General features: G+C 62.8%; 18 protein-coding genes. 12 read left to right on the top strand and 6 right to left on the bottom strand.

What is annotated here, in order from left to right; translation table 11 throughout:
• Positions 1-134: 134 nt before the first annotated feature.
• Complete coding sequence (locus tag FQ668_RS21820) at positions 135-371, bottom strand: YdcH family protein (protein ID WP_014590026.1); 237 nt, start codon at positions 369-371, stop codon at positions 135-137.
• Between the two features lie 252 nt (positions 372-623).
• Here FQ668_RS21820 and FQ668_RS21815 point away from each other — a divergent pair, with 252 nt between their 5' ends.
• From FQ668_RS21815 to FQ668_RS21800, 4 genes are all read left to right on the top strand, one after another.
• A complete protein-coding gene (locus FQ668_RS21815) occupies positions 624-2,261 on the top strand; it encodes a phosphoethanolamine transferase (RefSeq protein WP_119714075.1) in 1,638 nt (545 codons plus the stop codon).
• Positions 2,262-2,450: 189 nt separating this feature from the next.
• Positions 2,451-3,584, top strand: a complete 1,134-nt coding sequence (gene rnd / locus FQ668_RS21810) for a ribonuclease D (protein WP_014590028.1) — start codon at positions 2,451-2,453, stop codon at positions 3,582-3,584.
• A complete protein-coding gene (locus tag FQ668_RS21805) occupies positions 3,581-3,874 on the top strand; it encodes a YcgL domain-containing protein (protein WP_003254683.1) in 294 nt (97 codons plus the stop codon). The genes rnd and FQ668_RS21805 overlap by 4 nt, the downstream gene beginning before the upstream one ends.
• 2 nt (positions 3,875-3,876) lie before the next feature.
• Entirely contained in the window at positions 3,877-4,809 is a 933-nt protein-coding gene (locus FQ668_RS21800; protein WP_144180647.1) for a D-2-hydroxyacid dehydrogenase, read from the top strand.
• Positions 4,810-4,923: 114 nt separating this feature from the next.
• On the opposite strand, the gene FQ668_RS21795 is transcribed toward FQ668_RS21800, so the two are convergent.
• Positions 4,924-5,517 carry a nitroreductase family protein gene (locus FQ668_RS21795; protein ID WP_014590030.1) on the bottom strand — a complete coding sequence of 198 codons (594 nt, stop codon included), beginning with the start codon at positions 5,515-5,517 and terminating at the stop codon, positions 4,924-4,926.
• A 145-nt stretch (positions 5,518-5,662) separates the two neighbouring features.
• Here FQ668_RS21795 and FQ668_RS21790 point away from each other — a divergent pair, with 145 nt between their 5' ends.
• Genes FQ668_RS21790 through FQ668_RS21780 form a run of 3 tightly spaced genes read left to right on the top strand, consistent with a single transcriptional unit; the run spans position 5,663 to position 7,583 of the window.
• A complete protein-coding gene (locus tag FQ668_RS21790; protein ID WP_014590031.1) occupies positions 5,663-6,112 on the top strand; it encodes a YcgN family cysteine cluster protein in 450 nt (149 codons plus the stop codon).
• Positions 6,113-6,153: 41 nt separating this feature from the next.
• Positions 6,154-7,362 carry a hypothetical protein gene (locus FQ668_RS21785; RefSeq protein WP_014590032.1) on the top strand — a complete coding sequence of 403 codons (1,209 nt, stop codon included), beginning with the start codon at positions 6,154-6,156 and terminating at the stop codon, positions 7,360-7,362.
• A 2-nt stretch (positions 7,363-7,364) separates the two neighbouring features.
• Positions 7,365-7,583 carry an aldehyde dehydrogenase family protein gene (locus FQ668_RS21780; RefSeq protein ID WP_121161120.1) on the top strand — a complete coding sequence of 73 codons (219 nt, stop codon included), beginning with the start codon at positions 7,365-7,367 and terminating at the stop codon, positions 7,581-7,583.
• 64 nt (positions 7,584-7,647) lie between these two features.
• Here the strand turns inward: FQ668_RS21780 and FQ668_RS21775 are convergent, their stop codons facing one another.
• Together FQ668_RS21775 and FQ668_RS21770 are read right to left on the bottom strand one after the other, a co-directional pair.
• Positions 7,648-8,118 carry an RNA methyltransferase gene (locus tag FQ668_RS21775; protein WP_019436809.1) on the bottom strand — a complete coding sequence of 157 codons (471 nt, stop codon included), beginning with the start codon at positions 8,116-8,118 and terminating at the stop codon, positions 7,648-7,650.
• A gap of 71 nt (positions 8,119-8,189) precedes the next feature.
• Entirely contained in the window at positions 8,190-8,561 is a 372-nt protein-coding gene (locus tag FQ668_RS21770) for a YajD family HNH nuclease (RefSeq protein ID WP_003254676.1), read from the bottom strand.
• A 132-nt stretch (positions 8,562-8,693) separates the two neighbouring features.
• On the opposite strand from FQ668_RS21770, the gene FQ668_RS21765 reads away from it, so the two are divergent.
• Positions 8,694-8,972 (top strand): hypothetical protein, encoded by a 279-nt coding sequence (locus FQ668_RS21765; protein ID WP_019436810.1) that lies wholly within the window; start codon positions 8,694-8,696, stop codon positions 8,970-8,972.
• Positions 8,973-9,168: 196 nt separating this feature from the next.
• Here FQ668_RS21765 and FQ668_RS21760 read toward each other — a convergent pair whose 3' ends face one another.
• The gene (locus tag FQ668_RS21760) at positions 9,169-11,211 is read right to left on the bottom strand and encodes a S9 family peptidase (protein WP_019436811.1); all 2,043 of its coding nucleotides are present in this window, start codon (positions 11,209-11,211) and stop codon (positions 9,169-9,171) included.
• Between the two features lie 199 nt (positions 11,212-11,410).
• Between FQ668_RS21760 and FQ668_RS21750 the strand changes: the two genes are divergently transcribed.
• Genes FQ668_RS21750 through FQ668_RS21740 form a run of 3 tightly spaced genes read left to right on the top strand, consistent with a single transcriptional unit; the run spans position 11,411 to position 13,227 of the window.
• Positions 11,411-11,908, top strand: coding sequence for a hypothetical protein (locus tag FQ668_RS21750; RefSeq protein ID WP_019436812.1), 498 nt, complete (start codon positions 11,411-11,413; stop codon positions 11,906-11,908).
• 14 nt (positions 11,909-11,922) lie between these two features.
• Positions 11,923-12,696, top strand: coding sequence for a class II glutamine amidotransferase (locus FQ668_RS21745; RefSeq protein ID WP_014590037.1), 774 nt, complete (start codon positions 11,923-11,925; stop codon positions 12,694-12,696).
• A gap of 9 nt (positions 12,697-12,705) precedes the next feature.
• Entirely contained in the window at positions 12,706-13,227 is a 522-nt protein-coding gene (locus FQ668_RS21740) for a DUF2937 family protein (RefSeq protein ID WP_003254669.1), read from the top strand.
• A 134-nt stretch (positions 13,228-13,361) separates the two neighbouring features.
• Here FQ668_RS21740 and FQ668_RS21735 read toward each other — a convergent pair whose 3' ends face one another.
• Positions 13,362-14,273, bottom strand: coding sequence for a LysR family transcriptional regulator (locus tag FQ668_RS21735; protein ID WP_026031813.1), 912 nt, complete (start codon positions 14,271-14,273; stop codon positions 13,362-13,364).
• A 130-nt stretch (positions 14,274-14,403) separates the two neighbouring features.
• Between FQ668_RS21735 and FQ668_RS21730 the strand changes: the two genes are divergently transcribed.
• Entirely contained in the window at positions 14,404-15,690 is a 1,287-nt protein-coding gene (locus tag FQ668_RS21730) for an MFS transporter (RefSeq protein ID WP_010955247.1), read from the top strand.
• Positions 15,691-15,694 lie beyond the last annotated feature (4 nt).

Here is a 15,694-nt window from a genome sequence, read left to right as displayed (position 1 = left end):
CAACGGTGAACGGCCAGGGCCACTGGCCAGCAGGCCCGGCCCTTTCGCGGGTGAACCCGCTCCTACGACGGTCTGCGCATCGGTGTAGGAGCGGGCTTGCCCGCGAAGAGGCCGGTGGATTCAATAGATGCCTGTCAGGATTTGGGCGGATGAATGATCCGTTCGATCTTGTCCTTGATCAGCAACCTTTCCTTGCGCAGGCGGTTGACGGCTTCGTCGTTGGTGCCGTTGCCTTCGGCGGCTACCACCTCCTTGTCCTTGGCGTTGTACTCCTTGTGCAGTTTGTGCAGGTCCTGATCCTTCTCCATGAGTGCCTGGAATGCATCAGCGGTAACGTGCAGGTCAGCGAGCAGATCGTGCGGAACTGGCATTTCTTCACCTCTGTCAGGGTTGTCGGTAAGGTCCTGACCATTGAGGATAGCTGTCTTTGCGCAGGCTTGTGACGGCGGTGCAGGCTGAATGGCAGCTGAATGGTTTTGAGATAATTGGTAAAAGACGCGCCCTCACGAAATTGTTACCAACTTTTTCACAAAAAATTGATGACGTACTTTCTAGAGTTCGGCCAACTTTCCCACAGTGCCATCTGGTCTGGGGTTGATAATCACTCTTGATTGCGAACGCTAATGCTCAACTTCAAATCCCTGCGGACTGAATGGGTCACGCTGCTGGCCAGTCTTTACCTGCTGATCGGCTTCAACATGTTCCTCTGGGAGCATCTGCAAGCGGCGGTTCCTGCCGGCCTGTCGGGGTTGTGGCTGAGTCTGGCGTTTGCTGTGCTGATGCTCTTCGCCTTCAATCTCATACTCACGTTACTTGCCTTCCGGTATGTATTGAAGCCAGTACTTATCGTGTTGTTCATAAGTGGCGCGGGCGTGGCTTACTTCATGAACCAGTACGGCGTACTTATTGACGCCGCCATGTTCCGCAATATGGCCGAGACCAATGTTGCGGAAGTGCGCGACTTGATGTCGTTCAAGTTTGCCGCGTATATCCTGCTGCTGGGTGTGCTGCCATCGGTGCTGCTGTGGAAGGCGCAGATCGCCTACCGCCCTTGGCACCGCGAGCTGCTGGGCAAGTTGGTGGTCAGTGGTGCCTGTGTAGTGACCATCGGCTCGGTCGCGTTGGTCAATTATCAAGGGCTGTCGTCGCTGTTTCGCAATCACCATGAACTGCGTCTGATGCTCACCCCCAGCAATATCGTCGGGGCCTCCATCAGTTATGTCGACGAGCGTGTCGGTACGGCCTCGCGCCCGTTCCAGCATTATGGCGAAGATGCCAAGCGTGATGCGGCCTGGCAAAAACATGAGCGCAAGTCGCTGACCGTGCTGGTGGTCGGGGAAAGTGCCCGGGCAGACCATTTCGGTCTGCTGGGCTATGACCGCGATACCACGCCCAATCTCGCCAGGGAGCAGGGCCTGCTGGCGTTTTCCGACGTGCACTCGTGCGGTACGGAAACGGCGGTTTCGGTGCCTTGCATGTTCTCGGGCATGAAGCGCAAGGACTACGACGCCCGCGTAGCGAAGAACCGTGAAGGGCTGTTGGACATCCTCCAGCGTGCCGGCCTGGCCGTGCAGTGGCGTGACAACCAGTCGGGCTGCAAAGGCACGTGCGATCGCGTGCAGTTCATCGACGTCAGTAACCTCAAGGACCCGCAGCTGTGCGCCGATGGCGAATGCCATGACCAGATCCTGCTGCAAGGTCTGGACGCGTTGATCGACAACCTCGACAAGGACACCGTGCTGGTGCTGCACCAGATGGGCAGCCACGGCCCCGAGTACTTCAAGCGCTACCCCAGTGATGGCGAGCGCTTCGCCCCGGTTTGTCAGAGCAACGCGTTGAACCAGTGCAGCAAGGAGCAAATCATCAACGGATACGACAACACCCTTGCCTATACCGACAAGGTGCTGGCCTCGCTGATCGATACCCTGCGCAGCAAGCAAGACAAGGTCGACACGGCGATGATCTACCTGTCCGACCACGGCGAGTCGCTGGGCGAGTACAACCTGTTCCTGCACGGCACGCCCTACGCCATCGCTCCCGAGCCGCAGAAGCACGTGCCGCTGCTGACCTGGTTCTCCGACAGCTACAAGGAGGACTTCGGCGTCGATACCGACTGCCTGGCACGGCTCAGCGATGCCCCGCTGTCCCAGGACAACCTGTTCCACTCGATGCTTGGCCTGTTGCAGGTACATACCGAGCTCTACCAACAGTCGCTGGACATGTTCGCCAGTTGCCGGCCTTGGCTGGCGGCCAAGCGCTGAAGCCAGTCGGGTGTCATGCAAGCTTGCGCGATCCCTGTGGGAGCGGGCAAGCCCGGGCCTTACACCGTGTTGCCTTCATTCGCGGGTGCGCCCGCTCCCACAGGGTGGACTGCCCCCGAAAAGCGGGACAGTTTCACCCGTAGTGCCCGCGCCGTATATACTGCGCGCCAATGTTAGTGGGAGAGCCTTGTGGCCATCGAAATTCACTGGATCCGTGACGACCAGAGCCTGGCCGAACACTGCCGCGACTGGCACCAGCTGCCCTTCGTCGCCGTCGACACCGAATTCATGCGGGTCGACACCTTCTACCCGAAAGCCGGGCTGATTCAGATCGGCGACGGCCAACGCGCCTTTCTGATCGACCCGCTGCTGATCGGCAACTGGCAACCCTTGGCCGACCTGCTGGAAGACAGCGGTGTGGTCAAGGTGCTGCACGCCTGCAGCGAAGACCTTGAAGTGCTGCTGCGCCTGACCGGCAAGCTGCCTCAGCCGCTGTTCGACACTCAGCTGGCCGCCGGTTACCTGAACCTGGGCTTCTCCATGGGCTATTCGCGGCTGGTGCAGGAAGTGCTGGGCATCGAATTGCCCAAAGGCGAAACCCGCTCCGACTGGCTGCAACGCCCGCTCTCGGAAACCCAGGTCAGCTACGCTGCCGAAGATGCCGTGCACCTGGCCGAGCTGTTCAGCGTGCTGCGTCCGCGGTTGAGTGACGACAAGTATGCCTGGGTGCTGGAAGACGGCGCCGAGCTGGTGGCTGCGTTGCGCCGTGAAGTCGAGCCTGAAAGCCTTTACCGCGACGTCAAGCTGGCCTGGAAGCTGGCGCCTCAACAACTGGCAGTGCTACGTGAGCTGTGCGCCTGGCGCGAGCGCGAAGCGCGCAACCGCGATGTGCCGCGTAATCGTATCCTCAAGGAGCACTCGCTGTGGCCAATGGCCAAAAGCCAGCCGAACAACCTGTCGGCCTTGGCCAAGATCGACGAGATGCACCCGCGCACCATTCGTCAGGACGGTGAGTTCCTCATTCAGCTGATCAAGCGCGCCGCCAGCCTGCCGGCCGAGCAATGGCCAGCGCCCTTGCCCGAGCCGCTGCCGATCGAGGCTGCCGGCCTTCTCAAGCAGCTGCGTGCCATCGGCCAGGCCGAAGGCGAGCGCTTGGGGATTGCGCCCGAGCTGATGCTGCGCAAGAAAGCCCTGGAGGCGCTGCTCAAGAGCGGATACCCCAATGGCCCTTATCAACTGCCCGATTCGCTGCGCGGCTGGCGCCGCGAGCGCATGGGCCAGGCCCTGCTGGACAACCTGGCAGGCGCCGGAGAAACCCGATGAAACGCATTTGCTCGATCTACAAGAGCCCACGCAAGAACGAAATGTACCTGTATGTGCTCAAGGCTGACGGCCTGGAGCGCGTGCCTGAAGGCCTGCTGCCGTTCTTCGGCACCCCCGTGCACGCTTTCGACCTGGTGCTCAGCCCTGAGCGCAAGCTGGCCCGCGAGGACATCACCAAGGTGCTGGAGAACCTCGAAAGCCAAGGCTACCACCTGCAGATGCCGCCGCTGGAAGATGAGTACATCGAGCACCTGCCCGAAGAGCTGCTGCGCCGTAACGACCCCGTCTGACCATGCGTGTACTGATCGCTGAGCATGACCATGCTCGATACGCCGGGCTTTTGCGCGCAGCCGCGCCAGAAGTGGAAGTGCTGACCAGCGGCGACTCTGCCGAACTGGCCCGCCAGGCACCGCAGTGCCCGGTGTGGCTGGGCCAGCCGGACTTGCTGGCCAGTCTGCTGCGCCAAGGCCACAAGCCTGGCTGGATACAGTCGACATGGGCCGGTATCACGCCGTTGCTGGCCGATGGCCTGCCGCGTGATTACCGCCTGAGCCGCGCAGTAGGCATCTTTGGGCAGGTAATGGCTGAGTACATGCTCACCTATATGCTAGGCCATGAGCGTGAGGTGCTGTCACGCCTGGTCAGCCAGGTCGAGCGGCGCTGGGATGAACGCCCGGGGCGCAGCCTGGAAGGGCGCAAGGTCCTCATTGTGGGTGTAGGCGACATTGGTCAGCGTGTGGCCGAGTTCCTGCAGCCGTTTGGTGTGGAGCTGTACGGGGTTGCCAGCAGCGCCCGTGAACAGGCCCCGTTCGTCGAGGTGGCGGCGCTGGCCGACCTGCCGCGCATGGTCGGCCAGGTCGACTATGTGCTGAATCTGCTGCCGGATACCCCGGCGACTCATGACCTGTATGACGCCGCGCTGTTCAAATGCTTCCAGCCCTCGGCCTTGTTCATCAATGCCGGACGTGGTGTGGCGGTGGTCGATGCCGACCTGGTCGAGGCGTTGAAAGAGGGCCATCTGGCCGGTGCGGTGATCGATGTGTGCCGCCAGGAGCCGTTGCCCAAGCAACACCCGTTCTGGACCGCCTGGGGCTTGCTGCTGACCGGGCACAGCTCGGCGCCCACTTCGCCGACAGCGATGGTGCGCTTGTTTGTCGAGAATGTGCGGGCTTATGAAGCGGGGCAGAGGTTGCGGGGTGAAGTCGATTTCGCCCGGGGCTACTGATCGCTGTGGCCTGTACCGGCCTCTTCGCGGGTAAGCCCGCTCCAGCTCAGGGTGGTGATACCCCCCGTAGGAGCGGGCTTGCCCGCGAAGAGGCCAGCACTGCCAACACAAACCTTACAGACTGAAGTCGCCTTCAGCAGCCAGCTCGCTCAGCGGCTTGCGCGGGCTCGGCACTTCACGCGCCTGCAGGGCTTCATCCAGGCTGGCCTTGTCCCCCAGCTTGCCGATCGCCACCATGGCATGCAGTACGTAACCCTCGGGAATCTTCAGTTCCTGACGTGCCAGGTCCTGATCGAAGCCGGCCATGCCATGGGTATGCCAGCCGCTGATGCTGGCCTGCAGGGCCAGGTGCCCCCAGGCAGAGCCCGTGTCGAAGGTGTGCCACAGCGCCGGTTTTTCTTCCGTAGCGCCCGGGGCCGCGAACGTGGTCTTGGAAATGACCAGCACCAGCGCCGACGCCTGTTGCGCCCAGCTGCGATTGAAGGGCACCAGCAGGCTCAGGTAACGCTCCCAGTTCGGCGTGTCGCGGCGGGCATACAGGAAGCGCCAAGGCTGCGAGTTATAGGCCGAAGGTGCCCAGCGGGCGGCTTCGAGGAAGCTCAGCAGGGTTTCTTCGCTGATCGGCTCGGCGGTGAAGGCGCGTGGCGACCAGCGGTTGATGAACTGCTCGTTGATGGCGTAATCGGCAATGCGGGGGTTGGCGCTCATGGCGGCTCCTGCAAACGGACGGGAAAAGCGCACGCTACTGCCTGCCGTCGCGACTGACAAGCGGTCTGGATTTGCCGAAGGCCAGGCTCTAGACTGGCGCCGCCGCGCGCCGTGGCCCCCAAGATGAAGGCAGGAACCCTGTGTGATGATCGCTGAAAACGCGCCGTTCTGGCGGCGCAAGACCCTCGAAGAGCTCAGCCAGCAAGAGTGGGAGTCGCTGTGCGATGGCTGCGGCCTGTGCTGCCTGCAAAAGCTCGAGGACGAAGACGACAACAGCGTCTATTACACGCGCATCGCCTGCAAATTGCTGGACCTTAATACGTGCCAGTGCAGCGACTACCCCAACCGCTTCGCCCAAGTGCCAGACTGCATCCAGCTTACCCCGGGCAAGGCCGACCAGTTCAAGTGGCTGCCGAGTACCTGCGGTTACCGTCTGGTCAGTGAGGGCAAGGATTTGCCGGCTTGGCATCACCTGGTCTGTGGCGACCGGCAACAGGTTCATGAACAGCGCATTTCCCAGTCGGGGCGTATGCTCAGTGAACACGATGTGCACGAAGACGACTGGGAAGACCACCTGATCTTTCGCGCCAGCTGACCGGCGCGGCCCGCTGCCTCGGGGAAACAAGGAGTTTCTGTATGCGTTGCCAGCTGTTGTTGCTGTTGGGCCTGATGGCCAGTTCGCCGGCCTGGGCGAAAAAGGTCGACCTCGACTACCAGGTGCGCCTTCTGCCTGCCAGTGGCCAGGCCGAGGTCCGCGTTACATTGGCTGAAGGCAGCGCCGTGCGCAGCCTGGACTTCGACCTGGGCAAGGCTGGGGCCTACAGCGGCTTCCAGGCTGATGGGCAATGGCAGCTGAAGGGGCAGCGTGGCATATGGCAGCCAGCGGCCGGCAAGACCAGCCTTAGCTACCGCGTGCAGCTGGACCAGAAGCTGGCCAGCGGCGCCTATTCATCACGTGTCACCCCGCACTGGGCACTGTTCCTCGGCGACCAGCTGATACCCCCTGCGCGCCTCGACCAGCAGGATGGTACCGAGCTGGTGGCGCGCCTGGCTTTCGACCTGCCCGAGGGCTGGAAGAGCATCGAAACGTCCTGGCCGCGCATCGGCAAGGGGAAGTTTCGCATCGACAACGTGTCGCGCCTGTTCGATCGCCCGACCGGCTGGATGCTTGCCGGCGACCTGGGCAGCCGCCGCGCCCGCCTGGGCGAGACCGAAGTGACCGTGGCCGCGCCGGTGGGGCAGGGCATGCGGCGCATGGACAGCCTGACCTTGCTCACATTCGTCTGGCCACAACTACAAGCTGTGTTCCCGCGTAACCCGCCCAAGCTGCTGTTGGTCGGGGCGCGTGACGGCATGTGGCGAGGGGCTATGGCTGCGCAGGGCTCGTTGTACCTGAACAGTGCCCGGCCCATGGTCAGCGAAAACGGCAATAGCCCGTTGCTGCGCGAATTGGTGCAACTGTTCGCGCAGATTCACGGGCGTGACGGCAGTGACTGGCTGGTAGAGAGCCTGACCGATTATTACGCCAACGAATTGCTACGCCGCTCGGGCGGGATGAGTGATGACCGCTACCAGGTCTGGCAGGCGCGTCTGAGCAAGCAGGGCGCCAAGGTCAACCGGCTCAAGGGTGAACGCGCAAGCCCGGCCCAGGTGGCCCGCGGCGTGATGCTGTTGCAAGCGCTGGACAAGGAAATCCGCATTCACACCCAGGCCAAACGTTCGTTGGACGATGTGGTACGTGGGCTGATGCGCCTGCCCAGCGTCAGTACTGAAGACTTCGTACAGATCAGCGAGAACGTGCTGGGGCGGCGTTCCGATGTGCTGCAGAGCAAGGTGCTGCACTAGGCATCCCTGCGCCTGACAATCGGCAGGGCGGCATCGTCTGCAAGTCGCATTTCAAGCGTATCAAGTCGTACCTGGAATACACCGCGGAGCAGAAACTCAGCATTGTTCACGGGGCGAAACCGAGGAGGGGGAGCGTGCAGCCAACCATCGTCGGCAACGTTGATTGCGACAACCCATGGTTTGTCGAGGCAATGTTCGGCCCGGTTTCGGTGCTGTTCTGACGGAGCTCAGCACTCGGTCGCCCTGTGTTGGCAGGTCTGTCCTGTTGCCGCAGTGGCGGCCTTTCTATTTGAACTTGGGCCCCGAACGGGTATTCAGCCCCTTGGCCATGCGGTCATACAGCACCACATTCACCGTCGCTGCCAGGTTCATGCAGCCCTCGGTCGGGATGTAGATAGTCTCTTCACACCATCCCCGCACCTCTTCGCTCAACGAACCATCCTCTGGCCCGAAGATGTAAATGGCCCGGTCCGGATGGGTGTAATCCGGCAATGGTCGCGCTCCCTCCACCAGTTCTACCGCCACGGGCGTGCAGCCCAGCGGGATAATGCGCTTTAGGTCGTCGATGCCGATCAGCGGGATGTCGTAGTGCACGCGCTTGGTGTCGGTGACGAAGTCACGTGCGCGTTCATAGCGTTTGCCCGTGTAGAACACCGAATTGACGCCATAGCAGCCCGCTGCGCGCATCACAGAGCCGACGTTTTCTGCCGACTTGGGGTTGAACAGGCCGATGCAGCTGTATCGTTTGTTTGCCACGTACCGGGGCCCTTCGCGAAAAAAGCGCGATTATACGGGCTGCCCGGTAGCAGCGGGGGGCGAATCGATGGTCAGTCTTTCTTCAGCATGCCCGCCAGCCCGGCAAACGGGTTGTGCGTAGCCTTGGCAATGCTCGGGGTGCTGGTGGAGCCTTCGCTGAAGTACTGCTGGTCGGTGTAGCGCGAGTGTTCGTTGTCGTGGCAGTACAGGCACAGCAGCTCCCAGTTGGAGCCGTCCTGAGGATTGTTGTCGTGGTTGTGGTCACGGTGATGCACGGTCAGCTCGCTCAGGCGCTTGCCAGCGAACTCGCGGGCGCAGCGACCGCACACGTGCGGGTACATTCTCAGGGCCTTGTCGCGGTAGCCCATTTCCTTGTCGCGCTTGGCATCGGCCAGGATGCGGTCGAGGCGCGCGGTAGCGGCGGCAGAAGAGGTGGAGCTCATGGTGTTTCCTTTGTTCTGATCAGGCAGGTGACGGTTATGCCATTGAGTCTAGCGCGCTTGCAGGTCCGGCGGACAGGCGAAAGCGTTGATTTAGGCGTAGCCTGTAGAAAGGTTCCCGACAGGAGGTTGCTGATGTTTCACGCGATCCTCGCCGCTCTGGTGATGGCTGGCCTGCCCCTGGCAGAAGCTGCCAGCCCGCCACCCAGGCTCACGCCGCCAGTACCCGCCGCGCCCGGTACGCCGACGCCTACGCCATACCCGCAGATTACCCCGAGTACGCCGCCCAAGGCTTATGACAGCCAGCCGGGGGCGCCCTTGTTGCCGCCGATGCCAGTGCCCGGCCCGCCGAAGGATCAGCCATTGCCCGGGTTGCGGCAGGACCCGCCGAAGCCGGTTGTGGAGGATGATTGACGGGCGGTAGCTGGGGGCGTTTGGGGCTGCTTTGCAGCCCATCGCGACGCAAGGCCGCTCCCACAGGTTGGACTGGATTCCGCGCTGTGGACTGCACCCCAGAAGATGGACAGATGTCCAACATCTGGGGTGTAGTCCACTGTCTTGTGGGAGCGGCCTTGTGTCGCGAAAGGGGCGCAACGCGCCCCCAGCTCTCTCAAAGGATACCCAGCTCGCCAAATACGAACGCATACTCCAGGGCCACATCCTTCAACCCTTGGTACCGCCCGCTCATCCCGCCATGCCCAGCCCCCATCTCGGTCTTGAGCAGCAGCAGGTTGTTGTCAGTCTTGAGTGTGCGCAACTTCGCCACCCATTTGGCTGCCTCCCAATACTGCACGCGGCTGTCGTTGTAGCCCGCCACCACCAGCATCGCCGGGTAGGCCTGCGCTTTCAGATTCTCGTACGGCGCATAAGCCTTGATCCGTTCATACACCTCCGGCTCCTCAGGGTTGCCCCATTCGTCGTACTCGGTCACGGTCAGCGGCAGCTCCGGGTCGAGCATGGTGTTGAGCACGTCGACGAATGGCACTTCGGCAATGGCGCAGCGGAACAGCTCAGGGCGCAGGTTGAGCACCGCGCCGATCAGCAGGCCGCCGGCGCTGCCACCACTGATGGCCAGGCGGTCGGCGGCAGTCACGCCCTGGCTGATCAGGTGCTCGGCGCAGGCGATGAAGTCGCTGAACGTGTTGTGCTTGTGCTCCTGCTTGCCGGCACGGTACCAGGCCTCCCCCAGTTCGCCACCACCACGCACGTGGGCGATGGCGAAGGCCACGCCGCGCTCCAGCAGGCTCAGGCGCGCATGTGAGAACCAGGGGTCGAGGCTTTCGCCATAGGCGCCATAGCCGTACAGGTACAGTGGCACCGTCTTGCCCAGGTCCTGGCGGCGGCGTACCAGGCTGATCGGCACCTGGGTGCCGTCCGCTGCGGTTGCCCACAGGCGCTCACTGACATAGTCATCGGCATCGAATGCACCCAGCACCGGGGTTTGCTTGAGCACCACCTGGGCGCCCGTGGGCAACGCCAGCTGGCGCACCTGGGCCGGGCGGTTGAGTGCTTCGTAGCGCAAGCGTATGCGAGTGCTGGCAAATTCCAGGCTGTCCTGCACGTAAAGGTTGTAGGCGGCGTCTGGCAAGTCGACGCGGTAGGCCGGCAAGCCCTGCGGGCGTACTTCGATGATCGGCAGGCCGCCTTCGCGCAGGCTCAGGGTGAGGGCGCCGGTGTTCAGGCTGAGGCCTTCGAGCATGACCGCATCGCGGTGCGCCACCAGCACCTGCCACTGTTCGCGGCTTGGCACTGGCGCGACTGGCGCGTGGTACAGGGCGAAGTTGATGCCATCCTGGTTGGTGCGGATGAACCAGCGCCACTGGCCGTCGAGTTGGCCGTGGTCGGGGAAGTATTCGTGGCCTTCGACGCGCGGCGCCAGGCAGGTGAACGGCGCCTGCGGGGTTTCGGCGTCCAGTACCCAGGCCTCACTGGTGGTCTTGCTGTTCAGCAGCAGCACCAGCTGGCGCTCGGAACTGGTGCGGTAGCAGTGCAGAAAGAAACGCCCGTCCGGCTCTTCGAACACGGTGTGTGCGGCGTCGGTGCCCAAGGTGTGGCGACGCAGGCGCCATGGGCGGTGGGTGTCGTCCAGTTCTGCGAAGAATAGCGTCTGGCTGTCGTTGGCCCAGGTCAGGCTACCGTCGCAGTCGTCGAAGGGCAGGGTAGTGACACGGCCACTGGTCAGGTCTTTGACGTACAGGGTATAGATTTCGTCGCCGCTGGTGTCGAGGCTGTAGGCCAGCAGGCGGTGGTCAGGGCTGATGTTGAACGCGCCGAGGGAGAGGAAGCCGCCGTTGGCCAGGACGTTGGGGTCGAGCAGCAGTTGCTCCTGGCTTTCATCGACGGTGTTCGAGTCGTCGGCCGGACGTGGGCAGCGGTAGTGACGCGGGTATTCGTCACCGGCGGTGGTACGGGTGTAGTACAGGTAGGGGCCCCAAGGCGCCGGCAATGACAGGTCGGTCTCCAGGATGCGGCCCTTGATTTCTTCGAACAGTCGCTCACGCAACGGTGCCTGGTCGGCCAGGCAGGCTTCCTGGTAGGCGTTTTCAGCTTGCAGGTAAGCGAGTACCTCGGGGGTATCGCGCTGTTGCAGCCAGGCATACGGGTCGGTGGCCTGGTCGGCTTGGGCAATCGGGGGTTGGGGCTTGGTTGGCATTGAAGGTCTCTTGATTGGAGTTGCCTGTGCCGGCCTCTTCGCGGGTAAACCCGCTCCTACAGGGTCGCACCGTTCCCAAGTCCGTCGCAGATCGTGTAGGAGCGGGTTTACCCGCGAAGAGGCCGGCACAGGCAAACACTGTCTGCGCCCGGAAAAGTGTTTATCATAGGCATCTCTTTGCCTGGCTTGCACGAACACCATGACCGAGAACGACTACACCTTCGCCTGGGGCTTGTACGCAGTAGCCGCCTTAGGGTGCCTGCTGGTGGGCTTCAAGCTCACCGGCTGGATGTGGCGCTGGCTGCGCGAACCGCTACGGGTGGTGCTGGCGGTGCTGCTGCTGACCCCGACCATCGTCGACCCGGTCAAGGACAGCTTCGCCCCTGCAATCGCCATCACTGCGCTGGATGTCGCTTTCAAGGTCGGCAACAACGCCTGGCGCGCTGTGTCCGACTTCGCCATGTACGGCATGATCGCCTTCGGCCTGTACTTCCTCTTCGTGCTGCTGCGCTGGCCGCTGGAAAAGCGCGCGCACGCACGCCGTGAGCAGGCCGAAGCCGCCGCCAGGCGTCAGCGGGCCGAGGATGACCAGCTCGGCACCCAGGCGCCGCTGGCTGCCGAGCGTAGCGACCGTTACCGTGACGACTTGCCGCCAGCCGCTGCGCGTGGCACAGGCCGGGTCGAGCCTCGTCTGTAAACGGAGACACGCCTATGTGCGAACTGCTGGGCATGAGTGCCAACGTCCCTACCGACATCGTTTTCAGCTTCACCGGCCTGATGCAGCGGGGCGGGCGTACTGGCCCGCACCGTGACGGCTGGGGGATTGGCTTTTACGAAGGCCGCGGCTTGCGCCTGTTCCAGGACCCGGCCGCGAGCAGCGAGTCGGAAGTGGCCAACCTCGTGCAGCGCTACCCGATCAAAAGCGAAGTGGTGATCGGTCATATCCGTCAGGCCAACGTCGGCAGGGTGTGCCTGTCCAATACCCACCCGTTCGTGCGGGAAATGTGGGGCCGCAACTGGTGCTTCGCGCACAACGGCCAGTTGGGTGACTTCAAGGGCCTGGCCAGTTTCTACCGGCCAGTGGGCGACACCGACAGCGAAGCGGCCTTCTGCGACTTGCTCAACCGCATCCGCAGCGCCTTCCCCGAACCGGTGCCGGTGGAACAGCTGCTGCCAGTGCTGGTCGATGCCTGTGCCGGCTACCGTGGTCAGGGCGTGTTCAACTGCATGCTCAGCGATGGCGACTGGCTGTTCTGCTTTTGCTCGACCAAGCTGGTGCACATTACCCGCCGTGCGCCATTCGGTGCCGCACGGTTGAAGGATGTCGACCTGATCGTCGATTTTCATACCGAAACCACCCCCAACGACGTGGTCACGGTGATTGCCACCGAGGCCCTGACCGAGAACGAGACCTGGCACCGCTACGCGCCGGGTCAGTGGGCCCTGTGGCGGCACGGAGAGTGCGTGGCGCACGGCCAGAGCTAAGGACGCTGCATGTTCAGAAGTTACCTGCGATTGCTGTTGTTCACCTTCGGCCTGCTGGCCGGTATCCAGGTCCCGGGGCTGGTCAAGGACTATAGCCAGCGGGTCGAGGCGCACCTGTTCGAATCGCGCGAGGCGCTCGATGGGTTCCGGCAAACGGCCGAGCGCTTTTTCAAGGGCGACTTGCAGGCGCTGCTGCAGCACTACCGCAGCAGCGACGATCCGGTGTTCAACAGTGACGCCAACAGCATCGAAAGCCTGATGATCCGCAACGAATTGCTGGAAAACGAATGGCAGGTGCTGCAAGGGTCATGGGCCGAGCGTACCTGGCATGTGCTGGTACAGGCCGACCCGCAGTTACGTGAAGAAACCCTCAATGGCTACAGCTACCAGATTCTGCTGGTGCCCGAGGCGATTGGCTGGGGTGTGGGTGCCGGTTTTGTGCTGGCCTTTGTGGTCGAAAGCCTGTTGTTGGGGATTGGCTGGCTGATCCTGGGCGGGCGGCGCAGGGTGGTGAAAGAGAGCTGGCGCTAAGGTCTGCTGTACCTGTACCGACCCTTTCGCGGGCTTGCCCGCTCCCACAGGTACAACCTGGCCCGCCAGGCCTGTGATGATCCTGTGGGAGCGGGCGGGCCCGCGAAAGGGCCGGTACAGGCAGAGACTGCCGTTCAGACCAGTACGATCCGCTGCCCACCCACATCCCGCGCATACCGCGCCAACACCTGCCGGCAAACCCCAACCACCTCATCGACCAACGCCACCCCGGTCTGCCACGCCACCACCAGCTCAAGGCTCGGCGGCGGCTGCAACCCTTCCAGCAGCACCAGCTCGCCCCGGCCCAACTCGGCATCCACCAGCGCCGGCGGTAGCGCGCCAATGCCAAAGCCGTCGCGCAACAGCCGGGTAATCGCCGCCACCGAGTTCACACAATTCAACCGTGGTGCCTCTGCCCCCGCAGCCTGCAGCAAGCTCAGCACCTCCTGGTGCGGCCGTGAATTCTTCGAGAAGGTGATGATGCGCTCGCGCCCAAGTTCGGCCAGCGACGCATAGTCCCGGTGCTGGTGGGCGCCTGCGGCCACCACCCAGCCCATTGGGTAGCGCGCCAGGTCTAGGCTGCGGATCGATTGCTCGCGCAGCAAGTCGGTCTGCAAAATCACGTCCAGAAAGCCCTTCTGCAGCTGCTCGCGCAAGTTCAGCGCGGTGTCGGCCACCAGTTCGATTTCCACCTGCGGGTAGCGCTCGGTCAGCTCCGCCACCAGCGCGCTCATCCAGGTGTGGATCACAGTATCCATCACCCCGATGCGAATGCGCCCGACCTTGGCCCGGTCGCTGTCCAGCGACTGCTTCATGGCCTTGGCGGTTTCCAGCATGCGTTCGGCGTATTCCAGCACCTTGCCGCCTTCCGGGGTCAGGCTGACGCCGCGAGAGTCGCGCAGCAGCAGTTTCACGCCCAGGTCGGCCTCCAGTGCGGCAATGCGGCTGGATACCGAAGCCTGGGTGGTGAACAGCTTTTCTGCCGTCAGGCGGAAGCTCTTGAGCCGGGCGACCCAGACGAAGGTTTCGAGGAAGCGAAGGTTCATGATCAGTTTTTCTTGTTCCAGACCGGCGGTTTTTTTCGTTGGACGCAGGCGAGGCGGCCTCTGAACAATGGCGCCCAGGCCGCGACGCTTCATGTCGCCCATAAAACAATACCAACAAGCCGAGGCATCCATGAACCCCACCGGCGTGCAGCAGCAGGTCAGTACCCTCCCTTCGTCCGGGCCTTTCGCCTGGTACCGCGACATCGACAAACAGCAACGACGTACCTTCTGGAGTTGCAAGATTGGCTATGGCCTGGACGGCATGGACACACAGATGCTCAGTTTCGTCATCCCTACGCTGATCATGCTGTGGGGTATCACCACCACTGAAGCCGGGTTGATCCACACCAGCACGCTGATCGCCTCGGCTGTAGGAGGCTGGGTGGCCGGTATCCTCTCCGACCGCATCGGCCGGGTGCGTACCCTGCAACTGACGGTGTTGTGGTTCGCCTTCTTCACCTTCCTGTGTGGCTTCGCTCAGAACTACGAGCAATTGCTGATTGCCCGAACCCTGATGGGCTTTGGCTTCGGTGGCGAGTGGACCGCCGGTGCAGTGTTGATCGGCGAGGTGATCCGCGCCCAGGACCGCGGCAAGGCGGTGGGCATGGTGCAGTCCGGCTGGGCAATCGGCTGGGGCCTCACGGCCATCCTCTATGCGCTGCTGTTCTCCTGGCTGCCGGCAGAGCAGGCCTGGCGTGCGTTGTTCCTGCTGGGGCTGGTACCGGCAATCTTCGTGATCTTCGTTCGCCGCCTGGTCAAGGACCCTGAGGTCTATCGTAAGGCCAAGGCAGTGGAAAACGCCGAGGCACCTTCGCGCTTCTACGAAATCTTCGCCCCGGGCATGCTCTGGACCACCGTGCGGGCATCCCTGCTGACCACCGGCGCGCTCGGCGGTTACTACGCCATCACCTCGTGGCTGCCAACCTTCCTGAAGAACGAACGCGGCCTGAGTGTGCTGGGCACGGGTGGCTATCTGGCCATGGTGATCGTCGGCTCGTACATGGGCTATGTGGTCAGTGCTTATCTGTCCGACCTGCTGGGGCGCAAGAAGAACTTCATCCTGTTCGCCGTGGGCTCTTTCGTCATTGTGCTGTTGTACACGCAGATGCCGGTCAGCGATGGCGTGATGCTGTGGCTGGGCCTCCCGTTGGGCTTCTTCGCCTCGGGTATCTTCAGCGGCATGGGGGCGTTTCTGACCGAACTGTTCCCCACGCGCATTCGGGGTTCGGGGCAGGGCTTCTGTTACAACATCGGCAAGGTCATTGCCGCGCTGTTTCCGTTGATGATTGGCATGCTCGGCCAGAACGTTCCGCTGGGTTTGGGCATCGGCGTGTTTTCTGCGGTGTCCTACGGCATTGTGATCGTGGCGGCCTTGAGCTTGCCGGAAACACGCGGCAAACAGCTGCAGGCGCGGTAAGGTA

The sequence above is a fragment of the Pseudomonas sp. Kh14 genome (assembly GCF_900291005.1).
GTDB classification, from domain to species: domain Bacteria; phylum Pseudomonadota; class Gammaproteobacteria; order Pseudomonadales; family Pseudomonadaceae; genus Aquipseudomonas; species Aquipseudomonas alloputida.
This window is presented reverse-complemented; position numbering and strand designations above follow the sequence as displayed.